Origin of the sequence: Rhodopirellula halodulae (genome assembly GCF_020966775.1) — a bacterium.
Classification (GTDB): Bacteria; Planctomycetota; Planctomycetia; order Pirellulales; family Pirellulaceae; genus Rhodopirellula; species Rhodopirellula halodulae.
Map to the genome: position 1 here is coordinate 906,208 of NZ_JAJKFV010000029.1, position 20,948 is coordinate 927,155.

The 20,948-nt window shown below is 55.6% G+C and carries 14 protein-coding genes and 1 riboswitch; of the genes, 8 read left to right on the plus strand and 6 right to left on the minus strand.

From position 1 onward, the window contains the following. The first annotated feature begins 91 nt into the window (after positions 1 to 91). Entirely contained in the window at positions 92 to 1,243 is a 1,152-nt protein-coding gene (locus tag LOC70_RS16375; protein ID WP_230255067.1) for a DUF2891 domain-containing protein, read from the plus strand. Between the two features lie 45 nt (positions 1,244 to 1,288). Then, entirely contained in the window at positions 1,289 to 3,259 is a 1,971-nt protein-coding gene (locus LOC70_RS16380; RefSeq protein WP_230255068.1) for an adenylate/guanylate cyclase domain-containing protein, read from the plus strand. 20 nt (positions 3,260 to 3,279) lie between these two features. Here LOC70_RS16380 and LOC70_RS16385 read toward each other — a convergent pair whose 3' ends face one another. From LOC70_RS16385 to LOC70_RS16395, 3 genes are all read right to left on the minus strand, one after another. Next, the gene (locus tag LOC70_RS16385; protein ID WP_230255069.1) at positions 3,280 to 5,076 is read right to left on the minus strand and encodes an FMN-binding protein; all 1,797 of its coding nucleotides are present in this window, start codon (positions 5,074 to 5,076) and stop codon (positions 3,280 to 3,282) included. Then, the gene (locus LOC70_RS16390) at positions 5,058 to 7,310 is read right to left on the minus strand and encodes an FAD-dependent oxidoreductase (protein ID WP_230255070.1); all 2,253 of its coding nucleotides are present in this window, start codon (positions 7,308 to 7,310) and stop codon (positions 5,058 to 5,060) included. The genes LOC70_RS16385 and LOC70_RS16390 overlap by 19 nt, the downstream gene beginning before the upstream one ends. Positions 7,311 to 7,523: 213 nt before the next feature. Next, the gene (locus tag LOC70_RS16395; protein ID WP_390889051.1) at positions 7,524 to 9,620 is read right to left on the minus strand and encodes an arylsulfatase; all 2,097 of its coding nucleotides are present in this window, start codon (positions 9,618 to 9,620) and stop codon (positions 7,524 to 7,526) included. A gap of 140 nt (positions 9,621 to 9,760) precedes the next feature. On the opposite strand from LOC70_RS16395, the gene LOC70_RS16400 reads away from it, so the two are divergent. Beyond that, complete coding sequence (locus LOC70_RS16400; RefSeq protein ID WP_230255071.1) at positions 9,761 to 11,239, plus strand: arylsulfatase; 1,479 nt, start codon at positions 9,761 to 9,763, stop codon at positions 11,237 to 11,239. 208 nt (positions 11,240 to 11,447) lie between these two features. Continuing rightward, positions 11,448 to 12,134: a hypothetical protein gene (locus LOC70_RS16405; protein ID WP_230255072.1), complete on the plus strand. Its 687-nt coding sequence runs from the start codon at positions 11,448 to 11,450 to the stop codon at positions 12,132 to 12,134. 100 nt (positions 12,135 to 12,234) lie between these two features. Here the strand turns inward: LOC70_RS16405 and LOC70_RS16410 are convergent, their stop codons facing one another. The 3 genes from LOC70_RS16410 to LOC70_RS16420 all read right to left on the minus strand — a co-directional run bounded on the left by LOC70_RS16410 (position 12,235) and on the right by LOC70_RS16420 (position 14,672). After that, positions 12,235 to 12,660, minus strand: a complete 426-nt coding sequence (locus tag LOC70_RS16410; RefSeq protein WP_315857304.1) for a TadE family protein — start codon at positions 12,658 to 12,660, stop codon at positions 12,235 to 12,237. A 55-nt stretch (positions 12,661 to 12,715) separates the two neighbouring features. Beyond that, positions 12,716 to 13,939, minus strand: coding sequence for a TadE/TadG family type IV pilus assembly protein (locus tag LOC70_RS16415; RefSeq protein ID WP_230255074.1), 1,224 nt, complete (start codon positions 13,937 to 13,939; stop codon positions 12,716 to 12,718). 85 nt (positions 13,940 to 14,024) lie between these two features. After that, positions 14,025 to 14,672, minus strand: coding sequence for a hypothetical protein (locus tag LOC70_RS16420; protein ID WP_230255075.1), 648 nt, complete (start codon positions 14,670 to 14,672; stop codon positions 14,025 to 14,027). 82 nt (positions 14,673 to 14,754) lie between these two features. Next, positions 14,755 to 14,839, minus strand: a riboswitch (cyclic di-GMP riboswitch). 380 nt (positions 14,840 to 15,219) lie between these two features. Here LOC70_RS16420 and LOC70_RS16425 point away from each other — a divergent pair. The 4 genes from LOC70_RS16425 (at position 15,220) to LOC70_RS16440 (ending at position 20,847) form a co-directional block, all read left to right on the plus strand. Further along, positions 15,220 to 18,039 carry a DUF1553 domain-containing protein gene (locus LOC70_RS16425; RefSeq protein ID WP_390889077.1) on the plus strand — a complete coding sequence of 940 codons (2,820 nt, stop codon included), beginning with the start codon at positions 15,220 to 15,222 and terminating at the stop codon, positions 18,037 to 18,039. 9 nt (positions 18,040 to 18,048) lie between these two features. Continuing rightward, positions 18,049 to 19,419, plus strand: coding sequence for a DUF1501 domain-containing protein (locus LOC70_RS16430; protein WP_230255077.1), 1,371 nt, complete (start codon positions 18,049 to 18,051; stop codon positions 19,417 to 19,419). Between the two features lie 152 nt (positions 19,420 to 19,571). Further along, the gene (locus tag LOC70_RS16435) at positions 19,572 to 20,420 is read left to right on the plus strand and encodes a hypothetical protein (RefSeq protein ID WP_230255078.1); all 849 of its coding nucleotides are present in this window, start codon (positions 19,572 to 19,574) and stop codon (positions 20,418 to 20,420) included. 61 nt (positions 20,421 to 20,481) lie between these two features. Beyond that, complete coding sequence (locus LOC70_RS16440; RefSeq protein ID WP_230255079.1) at positions 20,482 to 20,847, plus strand: hypothetical protein; 366 nt, start codon at positions 20,482 to 20,484, stop codon at positions 20,845 to 20,847. Positions 20,848 to 20,948 lie beyond the last annotated feature (101 nt).

Here is a 20,948-nt window from a genome sequence, read left to right on the forward strand (position 1 = left end):
AACAGCGGCTAAGATGTCCGCAAAAGGATTGCGATTGACAGGTGTTTTTGATCCTGGTCGCAACTTGCCCGTGCGGAATTGAGGAAGCTTCATGTTTGCCTGGAAAGATCCATTCTTTCGCCAATTGTTCTCCACTTTGCTACTCGGTTCGGTCATGACAGTTCCAGCGTGGACGCAGTCGCCAGACGGGAATCAGTCCGTTGAGCAGGACTCAAATGCCACGATTGTTTTGACGTCGGAGATGGCGGATCAATGGGCAGAGTTGGTGCTTCACGGCGTCGACACGGAGTTTCCCAACAAGTTGTCGCTGGTCTATTCCAATGCGGACCAGATCGGGACACCCAAAGAACACTTTCCGGCGTTTTATGGATGCTTTGATTGGCACAGCAGTGTGCATGGGCACTGGGTGTTGGTGAGGTTGTTGAAGCTGCATCCCGAAATGGAGTCCGCTTCAAGAATTCGAGCCACGTTGTCGCGTCACTTGACGAAGGAGAACCTAGAACAAGAAACGGAGTTCTTTGCTCGGGATGAGAACAAGACTTTCGAACGCATGTATGGATGGGCTTGGTTCTTGCGTTTGGCCATGGAGTTGGAGACGTTCGAAGATGACGACGCGAAACGCTGGCGGGCGAGTTTGGCTCCGCTGGAGTCGTTGTTGGTCCAACGCATTCAGGCATATCTGCCTTTGTTGACCTTTCCCATTCGCACGGGGCAACATCCCGACACCGGATTCGCATTGGGACAAGTGTTGGATTACGCGAAGCTGCATGGATTGACGGATCTGGAAGCCTTGGTGGTGGAGCGTGCCACAGACTTCTATTCCGAGGATGTCGCCTATCCGTTGGCGTACGAACCATCTGGCCATGACTTCTTTTCGTCCGGATGGAACGAAGCAGATTTGATGAGGCGAGTTCTTCCTGCACCTGAATTCGCAAATTGGCTCACGAAGTTGATGCCGGATTTGGTGCCGCAGCTCGGGGATGGAACGGTTGCTCCCGTGGGTGTTAGCGATCAGACCGATGGCAAACTGGTTCACTTGGCAGGTTTGAACCTGAATCGTGCCTGGTGTTTGCAATCCGTCGCGGAGCATCTGCCGGATTCTGACCCACGAGTGTCGCTGCTGCGTCGAAGTGCTGCGGACCATCTGACCGCTGGATTGTCCTACATCAACAGCGGACACTACGAGGGCGACCATTGGCTAGCGACGTTTGGTTTGTATGCCATCAGCGGTGCTGGTCGATGATTTTGCTCGAATGAATTGTCCAAGTTGATGCGAGGATGAGGTCGGATGAGAACCATCTCCAAGAAGCAGCGTCGTTGGCGCCGGCCTCTGTTGGCAATGCTGGGCGGATTGCTTTGTTCGCTCGTGTTTCTTACCGCGATGCTGGGTGGCGGCCAAACGGCGTTCGAGTTTTCACGAATCACTAGCGATGCTTTGATGCTTCGCGAAGGCGGGTTGCGGTTGGGGGCACGCGAAAGTTCTGGACGCGTGGTTTTGGTGTCGTTCGGTGAAACGAGTGCCGAGCGTTTGGGCGGTCAACCCACCTTAGAATCAGACCGAAAGCTCTATCAAAACTTGATCGATGCGAATGCCGCGGCTGTTTCCGATTTGCGGAGCATGGCGTGTTCAGGGCCAGATGATTTCGAAGCCAACATTCGGCCGTACTTGGATGTGATGCGAGAGGTGTCTCCTGGTGGAAATGTCTCTCGGGACGTGTTCATGACACTGGACGTGCCGTTTGACACGGTCATGAGCTACCGCGATCAGATCGTTCATCACGGAATGAGCTTTCGTGCCCCGACGATGGCCAACCGCCATTCGCGAATCTTTCCGTTGGCTTTGCATGATTACTATTCGCTTTCCGAAACGATTCCGTTCTGGGCTGTTCGGAAATTGGCTGGTGAAACGAATCGAAGTCAGCAGGAAGTCTATGTTGAGCTAAATGAATCGGGAGTGATTGATCACTGGTTGAGTCGTTTTCCGGAGATGGGAAACCTGCTGCAGCTCGCCAGTGGCAGTGAATCCTTGGAACCGAATCCAAACTCCACGCCGTATTCGACGGGCGAAAAGGAGGTGGAATGGCTGGGGTTTGGTAGCGAATTCCCGACCGTCTCTCCGGCTGGAGTGTGGTTGGATTACGGCTTTCAGCCCAGTGAATTGTTGCGTTTGGACTACGCCGCCGTCTCGGAAGGTGACTTTGATCCGGCTTTGGTAGAAGGCAAAGCTGTGTTGATTGGCTTGGAATTGGGATTCATTCCGGCATCCGAGCGGTATGACATTCCGGTACGAGAAACTCAGGCGGACGTGTTGGATGTCACTGGCGTTGCGATCGAGACTTTGCTCAATGGCGTGACGATGCGCCCCGTGGCCACGTTTGTGACGCCGCTTTGCTTGATCGGATTGAGTGTGCTGGCGTGTTGGTTGGCGGCAAGTTGTCGCGGCCGATGGGCGTTCCTGGGAGTCGCCGTGATGGTTCTGGGGTATGTCGCCGGAAGCATTTGGGCGTTTCGCAATGGATGGTTCATGGACATGGCGTTCGCGCCCGTTTCCATTTTGATGGCAGGGATTCTCGGGGTGGGGATACGGTTCTTCGAAGAAATTCGATGGCGACAGCGGATCACCGATCTATTCGGACGCTATGTTCCTCGGGCCGTGGTCAATCAATTGGTGCAACAGTCGGAACTGCAATCCATCGTGGTTGGCGGCGTCACTCGCGACGTGACGGTGATGTTTGCTGACATTCGCGGTTTCACTCAGTTCTCAGAACGCTTGCAGCCAGAAGATGTATTGGAGGAGCTGAACGGATTGTTGGAAGTGATGGTGAAGTGCACCTTCGACGAGGAAGGAACCGTCGACAAATTCATCGGTGATGCCATCTTGGTTTTGTTCAATGCTCCGTTGGATCAACTCGATCACGCGGCCCGAGTAACTCGCGTCGCCTATCGAATTCAGGAAGCTCTTCGTGCGCACAAAAGTGGACTGTCGATTGGAATCGGCATTCACACGGGCAAGGCGGTGGTGGGCAATGTGGGCACGCCGCAACGCATGGAATACACCGCGATTGGGAACACGGTCAACGTCGCGTCGCGGTTGTGCGATCGAGCGGCCGCGGGTGAGGTGGTGGTGTCGGGTGAAGTCACCAAGCAGCTCAGCGATGAATTCGAACTGCAACCCAATGAACCGATGCATGTCAAAGGCATCGCGGAACCGTTGGCCACGTCGCGTTTGGTCGGAATTCGAGAACCCGGTAACGAGTGATCCGATGGCATGAACACCGGCTACGTCATAGCGCGGTACAGGCTGGCCGCGATCAGCAAGGCAAACACCGCTCCGTCCATACGCGTGACCTTGTGGCTGGATCCTTTGAAACGCATCCAGTCCAGCAGGCGTCCGGTTGGGCAGGCTAGCCGACAATAGGCCATGGGAATGAATGTGGATACGAGTAGCGTGCTGATCGTCCAAGCGATGGCGGACCACGAAGCCAAATGCCAAAGGTAGCCGTGGAATGGTTCGACAAAAGAAACATCGGTGGTGGGACGAATGAGCAAAGCGAGGTAGACCAACAGCAAAGTTGCCGCGGGCAAGAATCCCAACGGCTTGGAAAGCCACGACGGGAGGCTCCACTTGCGACGTGAGTTGCTTTTGGGGCGGATCAACTGTTGGGCCGCACCGTGAGGACAAAGGTGATTGCAGTACGGATTGCCCCGCCGCGTTGGCGGGATGATCACGGAGATGGTCGCAAGTGCAACCAAACCCAGGGCGAGTTGCCAGGTGACTCCTGAGGTGGCCCAGCCGGCCAGCAGGGCCAGTGATAGCAAGTTGCCAGCGTACAGGCCGATGACCAACCAGACGGCAAAAAGCCACAAACGACGCAGCCAGGTTTGCCGCATCGCTCCAAAGCGAATCAGCAGCGGCAAAAGGACCAACGCGACGAGCGTGGCGATGTCAGCGTTGGACAGACGCGTCGTTTGGATGGATTCTTGGAGGGCACGCAATCGCTGTTGAAAGGGTGTTTGCCCGAGCGTTTTCCATTCCTCATCCGCCAACAACTCCGTCGCGAATTTTGGCAAGGTGTAGGCGATCGCCATGCTGGTCATGGTGGCTCCGGAGACGCCTTCGACCTCTTCGGCGGGAGGATCGAACGCCGCGAGTTCTTCCAGCGTCAGGCCTTCGAATCGTTTCCAAAACGATCGTTCTTGGCGGACGTAATCGACGTAGGGTTCGTTGTCGAATGAGTGCCGGATCTTGGGCCGCAAGAGCCGGTGCTCCAGATCCAGTCCAACCAGCACGCTGGTCGGGCCTTGGTAACCGATTTCGTCATCGACCAACGCCCCGGTTCGGATCAAGTATCCAACCGTCGTTCCGCTCTCGTCCTTCACCACGGCCATGCGATCGCCCTGAATTTGGAAGGCGGCGGGAAAGAAGGTTTGGGCTTCGGCCAATGTCAAAGGTTCAGGGAAAACGAGTGAACCAGTCGCGACGCCCAGTCGGCTGAGGATGCCACCTGCCATCGCCAAACTGGTCAGCGTTGCACCGGAGACGCCATCGATCTTGGGAACGCTGCCGTCTGCAAGTTTGCCACCCCAGGTCAGGCCTTGGAATTGTTGCAAGAACTCGGGAGAGTTGTTGACGGCGTCGACATGCTCATCGGTGTCGTGGCTTTGCAGGACGGCAACTGAGTGAACAATGTCTTGCTGATCGAAGAGCAACAATGCTTCCGTTGGTCCGTGATAGCCGACCGATCCGTTGGCTTCGGGCAAGGTTCTGGCAACGGAACCAAGCGGAATTCGATCGGCATCCAGGATCGCCCATCTCCCACGCTGGTCCGTCGTTTCGGTGATGGTGCGAGCGGCGGGTTCCAAACGTTGGATTTGATCCAGCGATGGTTGAGACGCCACGTCGATCCGTTGATGTGGCGACGGTAGACAGGCCAGCAGCCCGATCAGCATTCCGATCCGGATCGCATGCACCACGCGTCCTCGCCAAGCAATTGTTTGGCGGGACGTGGTGCGGGAGCGGCGGCCGTCCGCGATGGGCAGGCTTGGGCCGGATTGGCTCAAGGTTGTTTGACCCATCCGATCGCGTCGAGGTGCACCGTGCCGCCCGAGTCTTTGGTGGAGAAGTCGACGGTCACTTCGGCGCCCGCGGGCAGGAAGTATTTGCCGGCCGGAATCGCACCGCCTTGCGAGTCGCGTTGATTGATCTGAACGATTTTCGGCTCTTGGCCCGGAGCGGTCACGGTGATGGCCAGCTTCGTCGCACGATTTTCATGAGGAGCACTGTAGATCTGCAACTCGTACTGGCCGGCTTCTTTCAATTTTGTCTGGAAGGTGGCGGTCGCGCCGGAGTTGGCCGATGCGTAGCGGTATTCCCAACCGACGTAGCCCTTGAGACCTTGTCCTTTGGCCCACTTGCCCGTCGTTTTGGCTTGTCGATCATCGATCACGATGCCGGGCAATTTCTCGGGATCCAAGCCTGGCATGGGGCCGTACGGTCCAGCTTTTTCCATCGCGTCGTCCGGGATCACAATCGTCGCGGAAGGCGTGCTTCGGCGAGCCTTGCCGGGCAACTCAAGCAGTTCCAGCAGGTCGTCCAAGTGTTCTTCGTAGATGTCGCGAGGAGTGCAATTGTTCAGCGTGCAAAGAGAGGCGGCTTTGCCAACGACCTCGCCCATCATGCCGCACGTCTTCATCACGCGAACGGTGCCGAGGGCTTCGTGCGTGACACTGATGTTTCGACCGGCCATGAATAAGTTGTCGACGTTGCGGCTGTAGAAACAGCGATACGGAACCGGGTAGCCGTACGAACGATCCACGCGGCGGTCGTGAACGGCAATGCTGATGAAAGGGTTCTCGGGAAACTTGTCCGCGAATTCTTTCTTGGGGTAGTGCAGATCGATTGACCAAGTGCTGGGAACGCAGCCGTCAGGGAATTCTCTTTTACTGACAATGTCTTCTTGGTTCAGGACCACATCACCGAGCAGTCGACGGCTTTCTCGAGGCCCACCGATGTAAGCGACCCAGGTCAGTTGTGCGTTGGGATGATCGGCAGCGCCGTCGCCATTCTTCATCGCATTGAACGCACCATAAACCGCACGCAGGTTCCAATCGCGGATGGCTTCGGCGTCGCCCAGCGGATCAATGTCGAATCCACTTTCCCAAAACCATTGACCGTGATGATCACGCGGATAAGGAAAGTCTTCCATGTTGAGTTGCAACGCCCAGGGAGTCTTGGGGAACTCAGGAGCGTCGTCGACTTCGTCCCAACGCCACATGTTGCTCATGCCCATGCGGCCTTTGTCGGTGATGTCAAGGTCGGCATTGGCCCACTCGCCGATCCAGCCATGGCCGGTGCAGTCAACAAAACGGTCGCCGGAAACCCGAAGGTCTTCGCCCGTTTTGGTGTTCAGGGCAAGCACATGTTCGATTTCCTTGCTCTCCGTGCCTTCTTTCATCTTCACCGCGTAAGCGTGATGGTTCAGCAACAAATCAATGTTGGGTTCCGCAGTGACGATTTCTTCTTTTTGTTCGTCGCCGAACTCTTCGTAGGTGCCGGGCGATTTGGTGGCTTTGTCGGAGAATTCCTCGACGATCTCACCAATGCGAGGAAATTTTCCGCGACGAATGTTTCCCATCGCCCACACACGAACTTCGCTGGAACCGTTGCCTCCCAGCACACCACGGTCTTGAATCAGGGCGACCCGGCAACCCATCCGCGCGGCCGACAAAGCCGATGCCATGCCGGCATAACCACCACCGACAACGACCAAGTCATAGGGACCTTTGGTAACCGGCGTTTCAGGCAAACCCAATTGAGTGCGTCGCCATGGTGAAAGCACGTCGCTCACATCCGGCGGCGTTGTTTCCAAATCGGTGGTCAAGTAGATGCAGTCGCAACGACCATCGAACCCGGTTTGGTCTTTCAGTTTCAGTTCAGCGGAACCCTTGGGCAACTCGACCACGCCACCGTCCTGCCAAGACCATGTTGCACTCTCGGTGCCAAATGTTGAGGCAAGCTTGTTGCCATTGACATGCAATTCGAACTTCCCGGGTGAAGGAGACGCGTCCCAACGCCGAACCCAGTCGATTGTTCGGACCCAAACGCGATAGGTTCCTTGTTCGGGAATGTCGACGGTGGTGCTGGCGTCGGCGACGGGTTGCCCCAATCCGTGGGCGATCAGATATGGCGAACCCATTTGTTGGATGAATTGGGTATCCAATTTCCAACCACCGTGCGTGGCAAAGCTTTCGGCTTCCACGAACACGTCGGCGGCATGCGCTCGAGGCGATACCAAAGCAGCGAGCATCATGCTGAACGCGGCTGCAGAGGCAAGGTAATTTGGGAGACGGATTGGCCGATGGTCAGGGCGGGTGGAGAAACCAGGGTGCTGAGACATTCCAGTTTTCATTGATCTTTGGGGTGGGGACGAAGGGGGCTTCACATCATAGCTGACCCAACCTTTGATTCGTTGCATTTCGAGTCGCGATTCCAATTGCGTGGATCGAAAAGCACCCTGCCCGATCTATTGATTAGCGGGTGTGGTGTTCCCATCCCAGCGTATGACTTCTTCGCCGGAAGCATCCAACACCCGCAGGTTTCGAATTTTCGCGGAGCCCTTTGCGTCACTCGTGTCCAAACGCAGCCGATGAATTTCCTGTTTGGAAGAGGTGGATTGCTCATCCGAATGGTTCACGAGCGCAAGCGAGTAAGCGTGCCATTGGTCGTCGTGTTTCGGCGTCCAAGGAAGTCGCACACCGTTTGGAAGAGATTGATCGGGCGATGTGGTGAAAAAGACGTCGCCCTGACCTGCGGCATTGCTTTGCAACTCAAACGCCAGGTGATAGGGGCCTTGGTCAAGTTTGGATGGCAATCGGTCCATCGCAATTCCCGGATCATCACCGTGGAAAGACAAATGCAGGACACCTTGTTTCCATTTCGAGGTTGTATTCTTGCGAGCTCGAATGGCACGTTGAGACGACTTGGTTGATTTCTTCTTGTTGCGTCCGTTGCCTCGAATGTTGTTTTGAGGTCGCTGCGAAAAGTCGGTCCATTCGGGGTGCCGGTTGCGGGTGGACGCGGCATCGCCGGGCGAGACGTCTGCGGTTGGCGAGAAGGAGCGCGTGTGCAAAACATCCGTCGCCATTTGGTTCCAACGCTCGGCCATTCGCTTCACGACAATGGGATGATTGTCGGCAACGTTGTGACGTTCGGTCCGATCGGAATTCAGGTCGTACAGCTCCCAAGGACCGTTCCGGAAACTTGCTAGTTTCCAATTGTCCTCTCGCAACCCACGGTCCGAGGAGAACAAAAAGTGAAGTGGTTCGTCTCGTTGGAAGGACCCGCCTTCAAAAATGGGACGAAGCGAAACGCCAGAGACAGGACGGAGTTGGCGATCAAGCCATTCCGAAGGAATCATGCTGCCCGTGACATCCACCATCGTTGGAAAGATGTCGATCAGGTGGGCCGGTGTGTGATTGATGCTGCCGGGTTGGGGCTTCAGTCCTTTGGGCCAGTGCACGATCGCGGGTGTGCTGATGCCGCCTTCGAATTGGTTTTGTTTGTAAAGCCGAAAAGGAGTGTTGCGAGCCCAGGCCCAACCGGTGGAATCGCTCCAAGACACCGTTCCGTCGGTAGGCTTGGCCTCGATTTTTTGGCTGGTTCGATCATAGGGACAAGCCCCGTTGTCCGAGACGAACCAGATCAACGTGTTGTCGATGTCACCGGTCTCTTCCAAGTGTTCGATCAAGCGTCCAGTCTCTTGGTCGACACGATCGATCATCGCGGCCAAGGCGGTCATGCGTTTGGTTTCGAACTCCTTGCGTGGATCGGACAACGAATCCCAAGCGGGAATGTGATCAGGACGTTCGCTCGGAATCAGATCCGCTGAGGTGATGCCCAGTTCTTTCTGCCGAGCGGCTCGTCGCTGGTGGATGACATCCCATCCCTGATCGTAGCGCCCTTCGTACTTGGCGTAATCCTGGGGCAACGCTTGCAGCGGAGCGTGAGGTGCGTTGAATGCCACGTAGAGAAACCACGGATTATCAGCTTCGTCGGCTTGGTGAAGAAACTTCATTGCATGGTCCACGTTCGCGACGGTGGTGTAGAAGCCTTCGGAGGGAACCGACCAAGGTTGTCCGTCTAGCCGAAACGTGTTGTCACCCAAGAAGTAATTGCAAGCACCACTGAGGTGGCCGAAGTATCGTTGAAATCCGAAATCGGTTGGCTCCTTTTGCAAGTGCCACTTCCCAGCCATTGCGGTGTAGTAGCCTTGCGCCCCCAGCGTTTCCGCACTGGTGACCGCGCGCGAGAGCGATGTGTCACCGGCGGCGATGCAGTATTGGCCCGTCAACAACGAAACTCGTGAAGAGTGACATTTCGCGGTGTTGTAGAACTGAGAAAATCGCAAGCCGTTCGCGGCCAATGCATCCAGATGCGGCGTTTCGATTTCGCTGCCGTAGCAACCGAGATCAGAGAATCCCAAATCGTCGACCATGATCAGCAACACGTTCGGGCGTTGCATGGAAGCCTCGCCGGTTTGCCCCCATCCGTTCTGGCTGGGCAACAAACAAAAGAGAAGGCAAGCCAGGAAGGCGGCCTGAACAGTCACGCTGCGTTTCATGATTCGATCCACGGTGAATTGGCGGCGGCCGCGAAACGGGCAAGATGCCTTTGGGCGGTTCGCATGTTAGTGTGTGAGGGATCAGAGATCGTACATCAATTATCCCACGCTTTCCTCTTTGTGCACCAACGATGAACCCGATGAATTCTTTTCGATGGCAGAGACTCCTGTTCGTTCTGGTCGCCTTGACCGCGGTCGGCAGTGTGGATCGATCGTGCTGTCACGCGAATGAAACATCGAAGGGATCCGGGGAGCGTCGTCCCAACATTATCTACGTGATGGCCGATGACCTCGGTTACGGTGACTTGGGATGTTACGGCCAAAAGGAGATTCAAACGCCGCGTTTGGATCAGATGGCTGCCGAGGGGATTCGATTCACCGATCACTACGCTGGTCATACGGTCTGTCGCCCATCGAGGTTGACTTTGTGGACCGGTCAGCATGTTGGCAGCACAGGGTTGATCGGAAACGCCGCTCGTGATTTGGATGGCGAGCAACCGACGGTTGCCTCGTTACTTTCCAAGGCGGGCTATGCCACCGGTGGTGTCGGCAAGTGGGCTCTTGGCAACGTCGACGTTCCCGAGGAAATCGAAAACCCGGGACATCCGATGAACAACGGGTTCGATACATGGACGGGATACATGAACCAGTCCAACGCACACAACTTTTATCCGCCGTATCTCTGGGAAGACAAACGTCAGTTGTTGTTTCCCGGCAACGTGGTCAGCACCAACCCGGCGGCGCGTGGTCGCGTGTCGGTGAAGAAAGATACCTATTCCCATGATGTGATGACCGAAGCTGCGTTCGACTTCATTCGCACGCACGCGGCGGAGCCATTTTTGTTGCACATTCACTGGACCATCCCACACGCCAACAACGAAGCCGGAAGGGTGAATGGTGATGGCATGGAGATTCCAGACTACGGAATCTACGCTGATCGCGATTGGCCCAATCCGGAAAAAGGATTCGCGGCGATGATCACCAAGATGGACCATGACATGGGCCGGTTGGATGCATTGCTCGATGAACTGGGGATCGCCGAACAGACACTTGTGATCTTTACCTCGGACAACGGGCCGCATCATGAGGGTGGGCACAGCGATCGATTCTTTCTAAGCAGCGGGCCTTTGCAGGGAAGCAAACGATCCATGCATGAAGGTGGCATTCGCATTCCATTTCTAGCGAAATGGCGGGGCACCATCGAACCGGGCTCGACCAGCGATCACCCATCGGCGTTTTGGGACTTCTTACCGACCGCGTGCGAAATTGCCGGTGTCAAACCACCAAGCCAAATTGACGGGATCTCCTACCTGCCATCGTTGCTCGGTCAACCGGAGCGACAACGCCGTCACGAATACCTTTATTGGGCCAGTCGCGAAGGCGACACGTCCGTGGGAATTCGTTCGGGAAAGTGGAAAGCGGTGAACTATCCGAGAAACGCTGTCAGCAACAAGGAACGCAACCGATTGGCTGGTGAGGGAAAACCGGCGGTGAACAAGAACGGTTGGAAGTTGTTTGATCTGTCGACTGACCCCGGTGAACAAACGGATCTGGCGGCACAACACCCTGGCGAACTCGAGCGTCTGATTGAGTTGGTTCAGCGGGACGAGCTGTTCTGATTCGCGTTGCGGCGGCGAGCCGGAACGCACGGCGGGAATCATCAACGTGGCGTCCGCAACGCTTTTCGCGTGGGGAAACGACAGGTTACGATTTTGTTGCGGAATCTGCTGCGATGAATTTCGACGCAATTAGGATGGGATCGGACGGGCCGCGTGACGGAGCGGTCCTGACCCCCACCTTTTTGACCCACCTCTGGTTTTCCACCCCATGATGATGAAGTCCACGACGGCCGCTTTGGCCATGGCGATGTCGTTCGCCGCCCCCGCACTCGCCGGAAACTGTTTTCGAAAATCTGCCTGCAGCACATCTTGCGCCACGCAATCCACTTGTTCGGTCCCAGCAAACTCGTGTGCCACCGCCGCGGGTGGCTTGTCCGCTCACGACATGGGTAGCGTTGACAACCCAAGCGAACTGAATGTCGCTTTAACGACCGAATTGGTCGGCCTACGAGAGCAACTGGCGGACGCCAAACAAACGCTGGAAGACAAGGCAGCCAAACTCGACGAAGCCGATCAAGCGATAGCTTCATTGAAAGCAGAGTTGGCATCGTTGAAAGAGCAGCTTGCTTCGCAAACCAAACGTGCCGAGCAAGCGGAAGTGAAGCTGGCTGCTGTGACCGACGCAGCAGAAGAGCAAGAGAAGGCGGCTCAACAGCGCAACAACAAACTGCAGCAGCAGGTCGCGAATGTTAAAAAGAACATGCAGACCAGAACATCTGAACTGCAACAGCAGCTGAAGGCCACTCGAGAAGAACTCCAGGCGACCAAGAAGACTTTGGAAGAAGAACGCAAGCAGCGTGAGGAAGAAAATCGCCAACAAGAGCAAATGGCGGCTCAGGCGAAGGAGGACGAGGAAGTAACAGAAGCAGAGGCTGGTAGCGAGGACGCTGAGTAACTGGAGTCGAACCTGCCAACTTGCACGGACCGGCACTGGCTGAATTGCTTTCAGCCAGTGCCGATTTTTTTTGACCCTGATGCAGTGTGGGATCGACAGGTTAATTCGTGCTTTCCATCCGCATGGTCGTCGATCCGTGGAGCTGATCCACGCCGAGCGTCAAGAAATTTGGCATCCAGCTATTTGATGTGATGGGTACATGGACGTGCACAGTAACAAGTTGGCTTCCTGAGCTGACATCGTTTGAATACTCCACCGTTGACGTCCCGCCCTGGATGCCCATCAATTCCAATTCTTCTTCGATTCTGTTGTTGATTTCGATTGCCGAAGATGTTGGTTTGATAGCGACCCGGGCGCCTTCCCGCGTGGCATGGATGGCGCTGTCGCGAAGTTGACTTAGCCGTCCCAGTTCAATCAAGCCAAAGGTCATGAATATCATGATTGGTGCTATGACGGCAAACTCCACCGCAGCGGCCCCAAGTCGGTCGCTGCCTCGTTTGGGATTGCGACAGCTCGATCGACGCACCAACTGTCGATGTGCAATTGGTGGTGATTGCGCTTTAGAATTCGAGATCATCGTTTCAATCCACCAGCATTGCAGGAGAGTAAAGATATTCGCTGTGACTGTCGCCGGTTTGGCTCAGCTTGCAACCACGTGCAACCATGGGGGCCGGTTGGATCGTCAGATGCTTGTGCTTCATTGGGCCGGTTAGCCGAACGCTCAGAATGCGAATGCCCTCCCACGCGATGATGGTGTAATTCGCGTTGTTGCCATTGCCTTGTACCCGGCGGAAAATCGGGATGATTCGTTTTTCGCCAATGATCGATTCGAGTTCCGCCTTGATGCCAGCGCTGATCCCCGTGTCGCCGTTGAGAGATAGTTCGCCCTGATCGTTGAAAATCAGTTCTTTTCCAAGAGCATCAAAGTCATCTTGCGAAATACCGTGAAGAATTTGTCGCCGGATGTCCTTGGTGCTGTTGTTGGACGATCCGATATCGACCGTTCCACGGTTGCCCGGCGATCCCGTTCCAGTGGGATAGAGCGAACATTCATGAAAGCCGTCACTTCCATTGGCAATCGATCCGTTCCAGTACATGAATTTATCTTCGGTGTCTTTGGACACGACCTGCTGCCATGTTTCTTCATCCAAGGCGATTGGGAGAATTTCAACGGTTGACGCCTCGGTGTGGGGGCGCTCGAAACCAACAATATTGTGTTGAAAGGCAGCAATGACGCTTCTCGAAAGCGATTGTGTTTTTCTGCCTGTCAAGCCACCAAGTTGCAACGGCAACTCACCGTGAACTGAATTGGTAAGAAGGAAGTTGACTCGCACAGCGTTTGCCGTATTCGAGTTTCCTGTTGAATAGAAAGTTTGCGTGCCAGCGTTGAACGTTCCGATTTCGACGGACCGTTCATCGGACGCCAAGTGAGCTTGAACATCACCGACTTCGTTGGCGGCCCCCAGAATATCTGCGGCCAAAATCACTTGTTGGTTTGCATTCAAGTCACCGCGGACTCGAGCGTCATGCAGCGCCCAAGCACCCGCTAGCGCCGCTGAGTCTGCTGAACGGGAGAGTTCGGTCCGAGCGGTATTGATGTAAGCGAATTCGGATACCACGGCGAGCAAAGTGACCATGGCAACGCATAGAATCAGTCCGAAGATTCCTGCTGCACCACGTCGGCTGTCCGCCTTGCGGGAAGAAGTTTTGGTTCGAAGAATTTTGTCATCGTTCATCGGAGAGACCTGGTCCGAGAAGGGAGTCAATGTGAGGTATCGAACGTGATCAATTGTGGAAGGATTCATCGTTCTTTGTCGGTGTCAGATCAGATTTCTGCCGTTCGTTGTGCAGATGATCTTTTGCTGTTCAGCCAAACGCAAAGCGACTTTTTCAGTGGATTGAAGTCGGCGAAGCGTTCACACTGACGTGCTCTTGGCTCCCATCGGAGTAGATCACGCGTACGCTCTTCAAAAGAATGGAGTCCACTCGGTTGGCTCCAAAACCAATGTCGACGTTCGCGAGGCTCTTGTCGGGGTGGTAATTTGATAGACGTTTTCCTGAGCCATGTGGCATTTCCACCAGGTAATCAGGACCACCAAACGAACCCCAGTCAGATGACTGTCCGTTCTTGATTGCGAACAGGTAGCGAGAATCCTGGACTGCCATCACTGTGGTCCACTGGATCCGATCATTCGCGACGGTCCAGTTTTGGAAGTTGCCACCCCGCTCATGGTCAACGATCTGATCGTTGGATGCCGCGGTGACGCGAAAGCCGCCGCTTGAATAGGTGGCGTCCGCCGCGTAGTTCAGTTGAAGCTCAAAGTAGCGGGATTCATCGCCACTATCGGGATAGACGAAGAATGAGACTTGAGGCGAGTTGATCTTGGGATCTGGCTCACCGAGTACGAGTTCCCAATTCTCTTCGATGTAGTAGATGTTCTTGGAGTCTTCCGCGTGGAGGACGATGTTACTCGTCCCTAAACAGATCGCGAAGACGGCAATTAAGAACCTTTTCTTCAGACAAAAAGCATTCGCCATTTGAGAGTCTCGGTTGTGAGTCGGGATCCCCCCCGCTCAACGCGACGTTCGCGTCTTTCAATCAGTGCGACGTCGAAGCATCCAGGGCGGTCTGGCGATCCTGGAAGTAAAAGCCAGGATCCATGACTTTGCGTCCTTCGATTACTCGAAGTTTGCTTTTTTCTTGAATGACTAAACGGAAGCTCACAACTTCGCTAATGAAAACAATAGGTTACGGAATCGCCTGGGGAGAGGATTTTTGGATCGAAACGCGAGGATTCCTGCGAACCAAGCAGCGGTTCATGAGGTTGCGAATTTGTGCGTTTAGTGCAAAGGCGATGGGTTGAGTGTTATCGCTTGTCAGGGGCCGGTTTTGCACCGCAGTTGGCGGTGGTGTAGTCTGTATGCCCCTCCTTTCCTTCCCCGCCTGATGATCGACGGTTCTGTAATGAAGAGTCCGTTCGTGCTGCTCGCCTCGCTTGCTGTTGCTTGGTTTGACCGCCCGCTGAGATCGCGGCGAATCCGCCTTTCGCTGTTGGTGGCTTGGCTTTTGACCGCGAATCTCGGCATGCTGATGGCCGATGAGTCGAGCGAAGAGTCGTTTGATTTCTTCGAAGCCCGAATACGACCGGTGTTGATTGAACACTGCTATGAGTGTCACGCGGCGGATTCGGAGGAACTTGGTGGTTCCTTGCGATTGGATGTCAAACAAGGTTGGGTGCACGGCGGGGATAGCGGTCCGGCGATTGTTCCGGGGGATCCTGATGCCAGTGAGCTGATGGCCGCCATTCGGTATGAATCCACTGAAATGCCGCCCAGTGGCAAACTGCCTCCCGACGTGGTGCGTGACTTCGAAACTTGGATACGGCGAGGGGCACCGGATCCTCGGACGGATGAAGATGGCCAAGTTTGGCAAACGCCGGGCAAGGAAAGTCTCGATTGGGAACGTGCCCGTGAATTTTGGGCCTTTCAATCTCCGAAGGCGACACCGGCACCGACAACCCATCAATCCGGTTCTTGGATCGACGCTTTCTTAGACGATCTGTTGCTCGCAAAGGATGTTCGACCGACATCCATGGCGACTCCCAGCGTGCGGCTTCGCAGGTTGGCGTTTGATTTAACGGGCTTGCCTCCTGACCGGGATACGTTGCATCGTTTTCAGCGGGACCCCAGCGACCGACATTGGCGTCGTTTGGTAGATCAGTACCTGACCAGTCCCGCATTCGCGGAACATTGGGCGAGGCACTGGATGGATGTGGCTCGCTATGCCGACAGCAACGGAAGCGACTTCAACGCGACGTATCACAACGCGTGGCGTTACCGCGATTATTTGGTTCGATCTTTTGCGGAAGACGTGCCAATCGATCAAATGATTCGCGAACAAATCGCGGGTGATTTGATGGATGCTGAAACCGACGCTGATCGCTACGACAAGTTGGTCGCGACCACGTTCATGATGATCGGCACCAAGATGCTCAGCGAACGCGACAAAACCAAGTTGCGAATGGATGTGGTGGACGAGCAGATCGACACCGTGGGACGAGCTTTCTTGGGGATGACGCTCGGTTGTGCCCGATGCCACGACCATAAGTTCGATCCCATCACCACGGAAGACTACTACGCGTTGGCCGGAATCTTTCGGAGCACACGAACACTGCACGGCGAATCGCAACAGTACGTCAGCACTTGGAAGAAGACGCCTTTGCCGATTTCATCTGAACATGCCAAGCAGCTTGCCGACTACGAGAAGGCTCGCGATCGTCTGGATCGTGAGCTTAAGGAGCTGGAAGACGAGCTAAAAGCGTTGGCGGCGAAAGACAAGATGAAGGGCATCGTGGTTGACGACGTCGATGCCATTCAAAAAGGACATTGGGTCGAATCAACCTACACGCCTCGGTTCGTCGGCAAAGGGTACGTGCATGATGCCAACGACAACAAAGGCGAAGCGACAATCGAGTTTCGTGCTGTGCTGCCTGACGCTGGGCGATACGAGCTGCGGGTGCACTACAACTCCAACGGCAATCGTGCGTCGCGAGTGCCCGTGACCGTTCGGTTGGGCGAAACCGTGACGGAGTTGGTCCTGAAGCAGAATGTGAAGCCGCAACAGGGGACTTATTCCGTACTGAAAGAGTTTGATTGTGAAGCGGACACGCAGACGTCGGTCTTGTTGTCCAACGAAGGCACCGATGGATACGTGATCGCCGATGCGGTTCAGTGGGTTCGCGTTGACGAAGAAAATCGCGGCGATGACGAAGCGTCCAACAACGCCAAGTCGGAGTTGATGCAGTCGGCTCTTCGCGAACGTCGCGATGCGGTCAAAAGGGAACGCGATCGTTTGATCAGCAACGCACCAGCTCCGCGTCCAATGGCAATGGCTCTAGCGAATTTGCCAAGCGATGAGCAGGAGGATTGTCCGATCCATGTTCGAGGTGAGGTTCGCAATTTGGGGCCTGTGGTGGCTCGTGGGATCCCACGCGTGTTCAGTGAATCAACCACCGCGTTTGAACCATTGAATGGCAGCGGGCGATTGGAACTCGCTCGATGGTTGACAGACCCCGATCACCCTTTGACGGCGCGCGTCAGCGTCAACCGAATCTGGATGCATTTGATGGGCGATGGTTTGGTTTCCACGGTTGACAACTTTGGTGAGCGAGGCCGGCGACCGACTCATCCAGAATTGTTGGACGCATTGACGTTGGAGTTCGTTCGCAATGGTTGGCGTCAAAAACAATTGATCCGGCAAATCGTTTGCAGCGACGCTTACTCTCGGGCGACCACGTCCGACGATGATCCCCGCGTGGCACTGGATCCGGAAAACCAATTGAGATGGCGTGGCAGTCGACGAAGGATTCCTGCGGAGTCGATTCGCGACGCCATGTTGGTCTCCGCCGGCGTGTTGGACTCAACCGGACGCGAAAATTTGATGGATGGTTACGCGACTCTCGTGAGTCAGAACAACGCCAATTCAAAGGCAGTCACCGCGTTTGGATTGGATGATCCGAAACGCACGCTTTATCTACCATTGATTCGGTCGGAGGTTCCGCCGTTGTTGGCCAACTTGGACGTGGCGGACCCCGATCTGCTGGTTGGAAAACGTCCGACCACCAATGTTCCGGCTCAGGCGTTGACGCTGATCGGCAGTCCCGAAGTGCGGCGATGGGCGATGCTGACCACTCAGAAAATGTTGGCGGAGACGGAGACCGTGGAGCAGCGAGTCAACTGGGTTTGTGAAGTCTTGTTGACTCGGCCGTCACAATCCACGGACCTCGCGATTTTGCAGGAGTGGTTGGCAAGCGATGCAGCGAAGACCTTGCCAACGGAAGCCGATCGTTATCGCGAATGGATCGCCGCGATCTTTGCCAGCACTGAATTTCGATTTTTGGATTGAGGTGGAACAATGAAATTGAGTCGACGCGATTGTTTGGTCCACTCGTCTTGGACCACGGGAGCCTTGGCGGTCACGGCCTCCGCCGTTCCGGCTGGTTTCACCTTGGCCGGTGAGACCAACGATGCCGCGTCCGTCTCGCATCATCCTGCCAAGGCCAAGCGGGTAATTTTTTTGTTCATGCACGGTGGCCCGTCGCATGTGGACACCTTTGACTACAAACCACGTTTGATTGCGGACAACGGCAAGGACTTGCCGTTCGATCTGCCGCCGCAGATCAGTGCCAAACCAACGTTGCTGGCCAGTCCGTGGAAATGGTCCCAGCATGGTGAGGCGGGATTGTGGGCGACCGATTTGTTGCCGGAAATGAGCAAGCATTTGGATTCACTCTGCGTGATCCGGTCCATGCACACTCGTGGTCAATCTCACGGGCAAGCCGTTGGGATGGTCAACACGGGAAGCGATAACTTTGTTCGTCCGAGTGTTGGTGCGTGGGTGAGTTATGCCTTGGGGTCGGCTCATCCGGATTTGCCGGCTCACGTCGCGATTGCTCCCGCGACGGCTCACGGCGGCCCTCGCAACTATGGGGCTGCTTTCTTACCCGCGAAGCATCAAGCCACCGTGATCGGCAAGAACGGAAAGATCGGGGATGGCAAGATCGCCTACTTGGATTCGGCTCAAGATCATCAGTTTGCTTTGGTCAACCGACTCAATCGTGCGCACGCCGAAGTCTCCGGTCGCGATCGTTCCACCGATGGTGCAATCGAGGCGGTTGATCTTGCCAATCGCATGCGAGGTGCTGCGCCGGAGGTGATGGACCTTTCGAAAGAAACGCAAACCACGAAGGAGCTGTATGGGATCGGTGACAAGGCGACGGATTCCTTTGGTCGCAGTTGTCTGATGGCCCGAAGACTGGCGGAAGCCGGTGTCCGTTTCATCACGGTCAGCAGTGGTCAGGTTTGGGACCAGCACGGCAATCTCAAGAAAGGTCACGACAAGAACGCCGCAACGACGGACAAGCCCATTGCTGGCTTGATCGCGGATCTGCAACAACGCGGTTTATGGGAAGACACGTTGATCGTCTGGGGTGGAGAATTTGGACGAACGCCCGTTGTGCAAGGAAGCAACGGACGGGACCACAACCCACAGGGGTTCAGCATGGTGCTCGGAGGCGGAGGTGTGCGCGGCGGAATGACGTACGGTGAAACCGATGAGTTTGGTTACTACGCCGTGCGAGATCGAGTCCACATGCACGACCTGCACGCCACGATCTTGCATCAATTGGGCATCGACCACGAGCGTTTGACCTACCGCTACGCCGGCCGAGACTTCCGCCTCACCGACGTCCACGGCCGTATCGTCGAGGAAATTTTGAACGGTTGATCAATGGTCGAGTGCCGAATGTGAGTTCTGGACTGCGTGAGTGACACCTTCGAGGCCGACAATTTCGTGCTGGTTGGCCAGTTTTGGGGTTGGCTGGTAAGTTGGGATCTTTTGACGCTCTCTTCTGAACACGCTGCCGCGAACCATTCGACATGAACGCTGCTGAAAATCGCTCTGGACCGCACCGGTCCGGCGGAAAAAAGGCCAAACAGACCACGGCGGCTGGGGTGGTCATCGCTGTGCTGATCGGCGGTTACACGCTGTTGCGGCCGACCATCAATGATGCCACCGGATGGAATTTGCCGGCACTGCCCGCCAACGAAGTTTCGCGAGAGCAGGTGGCGGATCGTTCGTCGACCGCACCTGTTGACTCCCCCAAAGCCAGTTCCGCAAAGCCGAAGCAATCGGATTCGGTCTCACAATCGAAGGCGTCAGCGGTCCATTCGCAGAAGTCAAAGCCTGACGACGCCTCGACCAAGACCGGTAGAACGGAATCGATACGAAAGGATTCGCCTGGACCGCTCGCGTCAAAAATGACCCGAGGCGACCCGGCGAGTTCGTCCAAGACGAACAGCACCGCTTCGCGGGATGCGGACGCGGAGCAAAGCGATCTGAAGTACGGTCTGCTGCGGGAAATCAGTCCAGATCGATATCTATCACCGGCCGGCGTGCTGTATACGCCAGGAAGCGCGGAAGGTCACCGTCTGGAACACCTGCGGCGTCACACCAAGGACCAGCCCAATCGAAGTGGCAAACACGGTGTATTTGACGGTGACATGCCCGGAGCCTTGGCAACCATCGACAAGGCCTATGAGAAGGCACAAGCCAATCAACGCACGACGAAAGAAGTGGATGGCAACCGAACGATCTACACCGTCGATATGGGAAAACGAGTTGGGTATGTGGGTGGACGTGATGGCCGCCAGCGTCGCAATCCAATGGCTCGGCGTGTCCGATTGGTCATGGAAGGCAATCGTTTGATCACCGCGTTTCCATTGTGACCTCTCGGTAACACGATCTCACCCGCAATTCATCCGTTTCGTATTGTTGGAAATTTATTCCGTGTCCCAGCTTGACCCACCCTCCAACGAATCGTCTGCCGATTCAAAATCGAACCCGCGGTTCAGCGTCGGTTCGTGTCCCATTTGCGAACAAGGGTTGTGTTCCATCCGCGCGTGCGGATTGGTCAACGACCGACCCACGTACGGTTTGGTGGTTTGCGACGAATGCGAAGCCATTTGGTTGCAACCCGATTTGAATGGGGTGCATGTCTACGCTGACGCCGAAGATCCCAAATGTCCGGTCGATCAATCGCACCTTTATCGTGGCAACAGCCGATGGGCCACGCCATCCGACATTGATCAACTCGGCTGGAGCGATGCCGTGAATCCTGATTTGACGTACGACCCCGATTCGGATGCTTCCTGACGGAGCATCGCGAGCGAGTTTTAACATGGTATTGTTGCGACTCGCTATGGCAACGATCCACAGCAACGCCGTGTTGACCACCCTGCTCTGCCCTGCCCTTC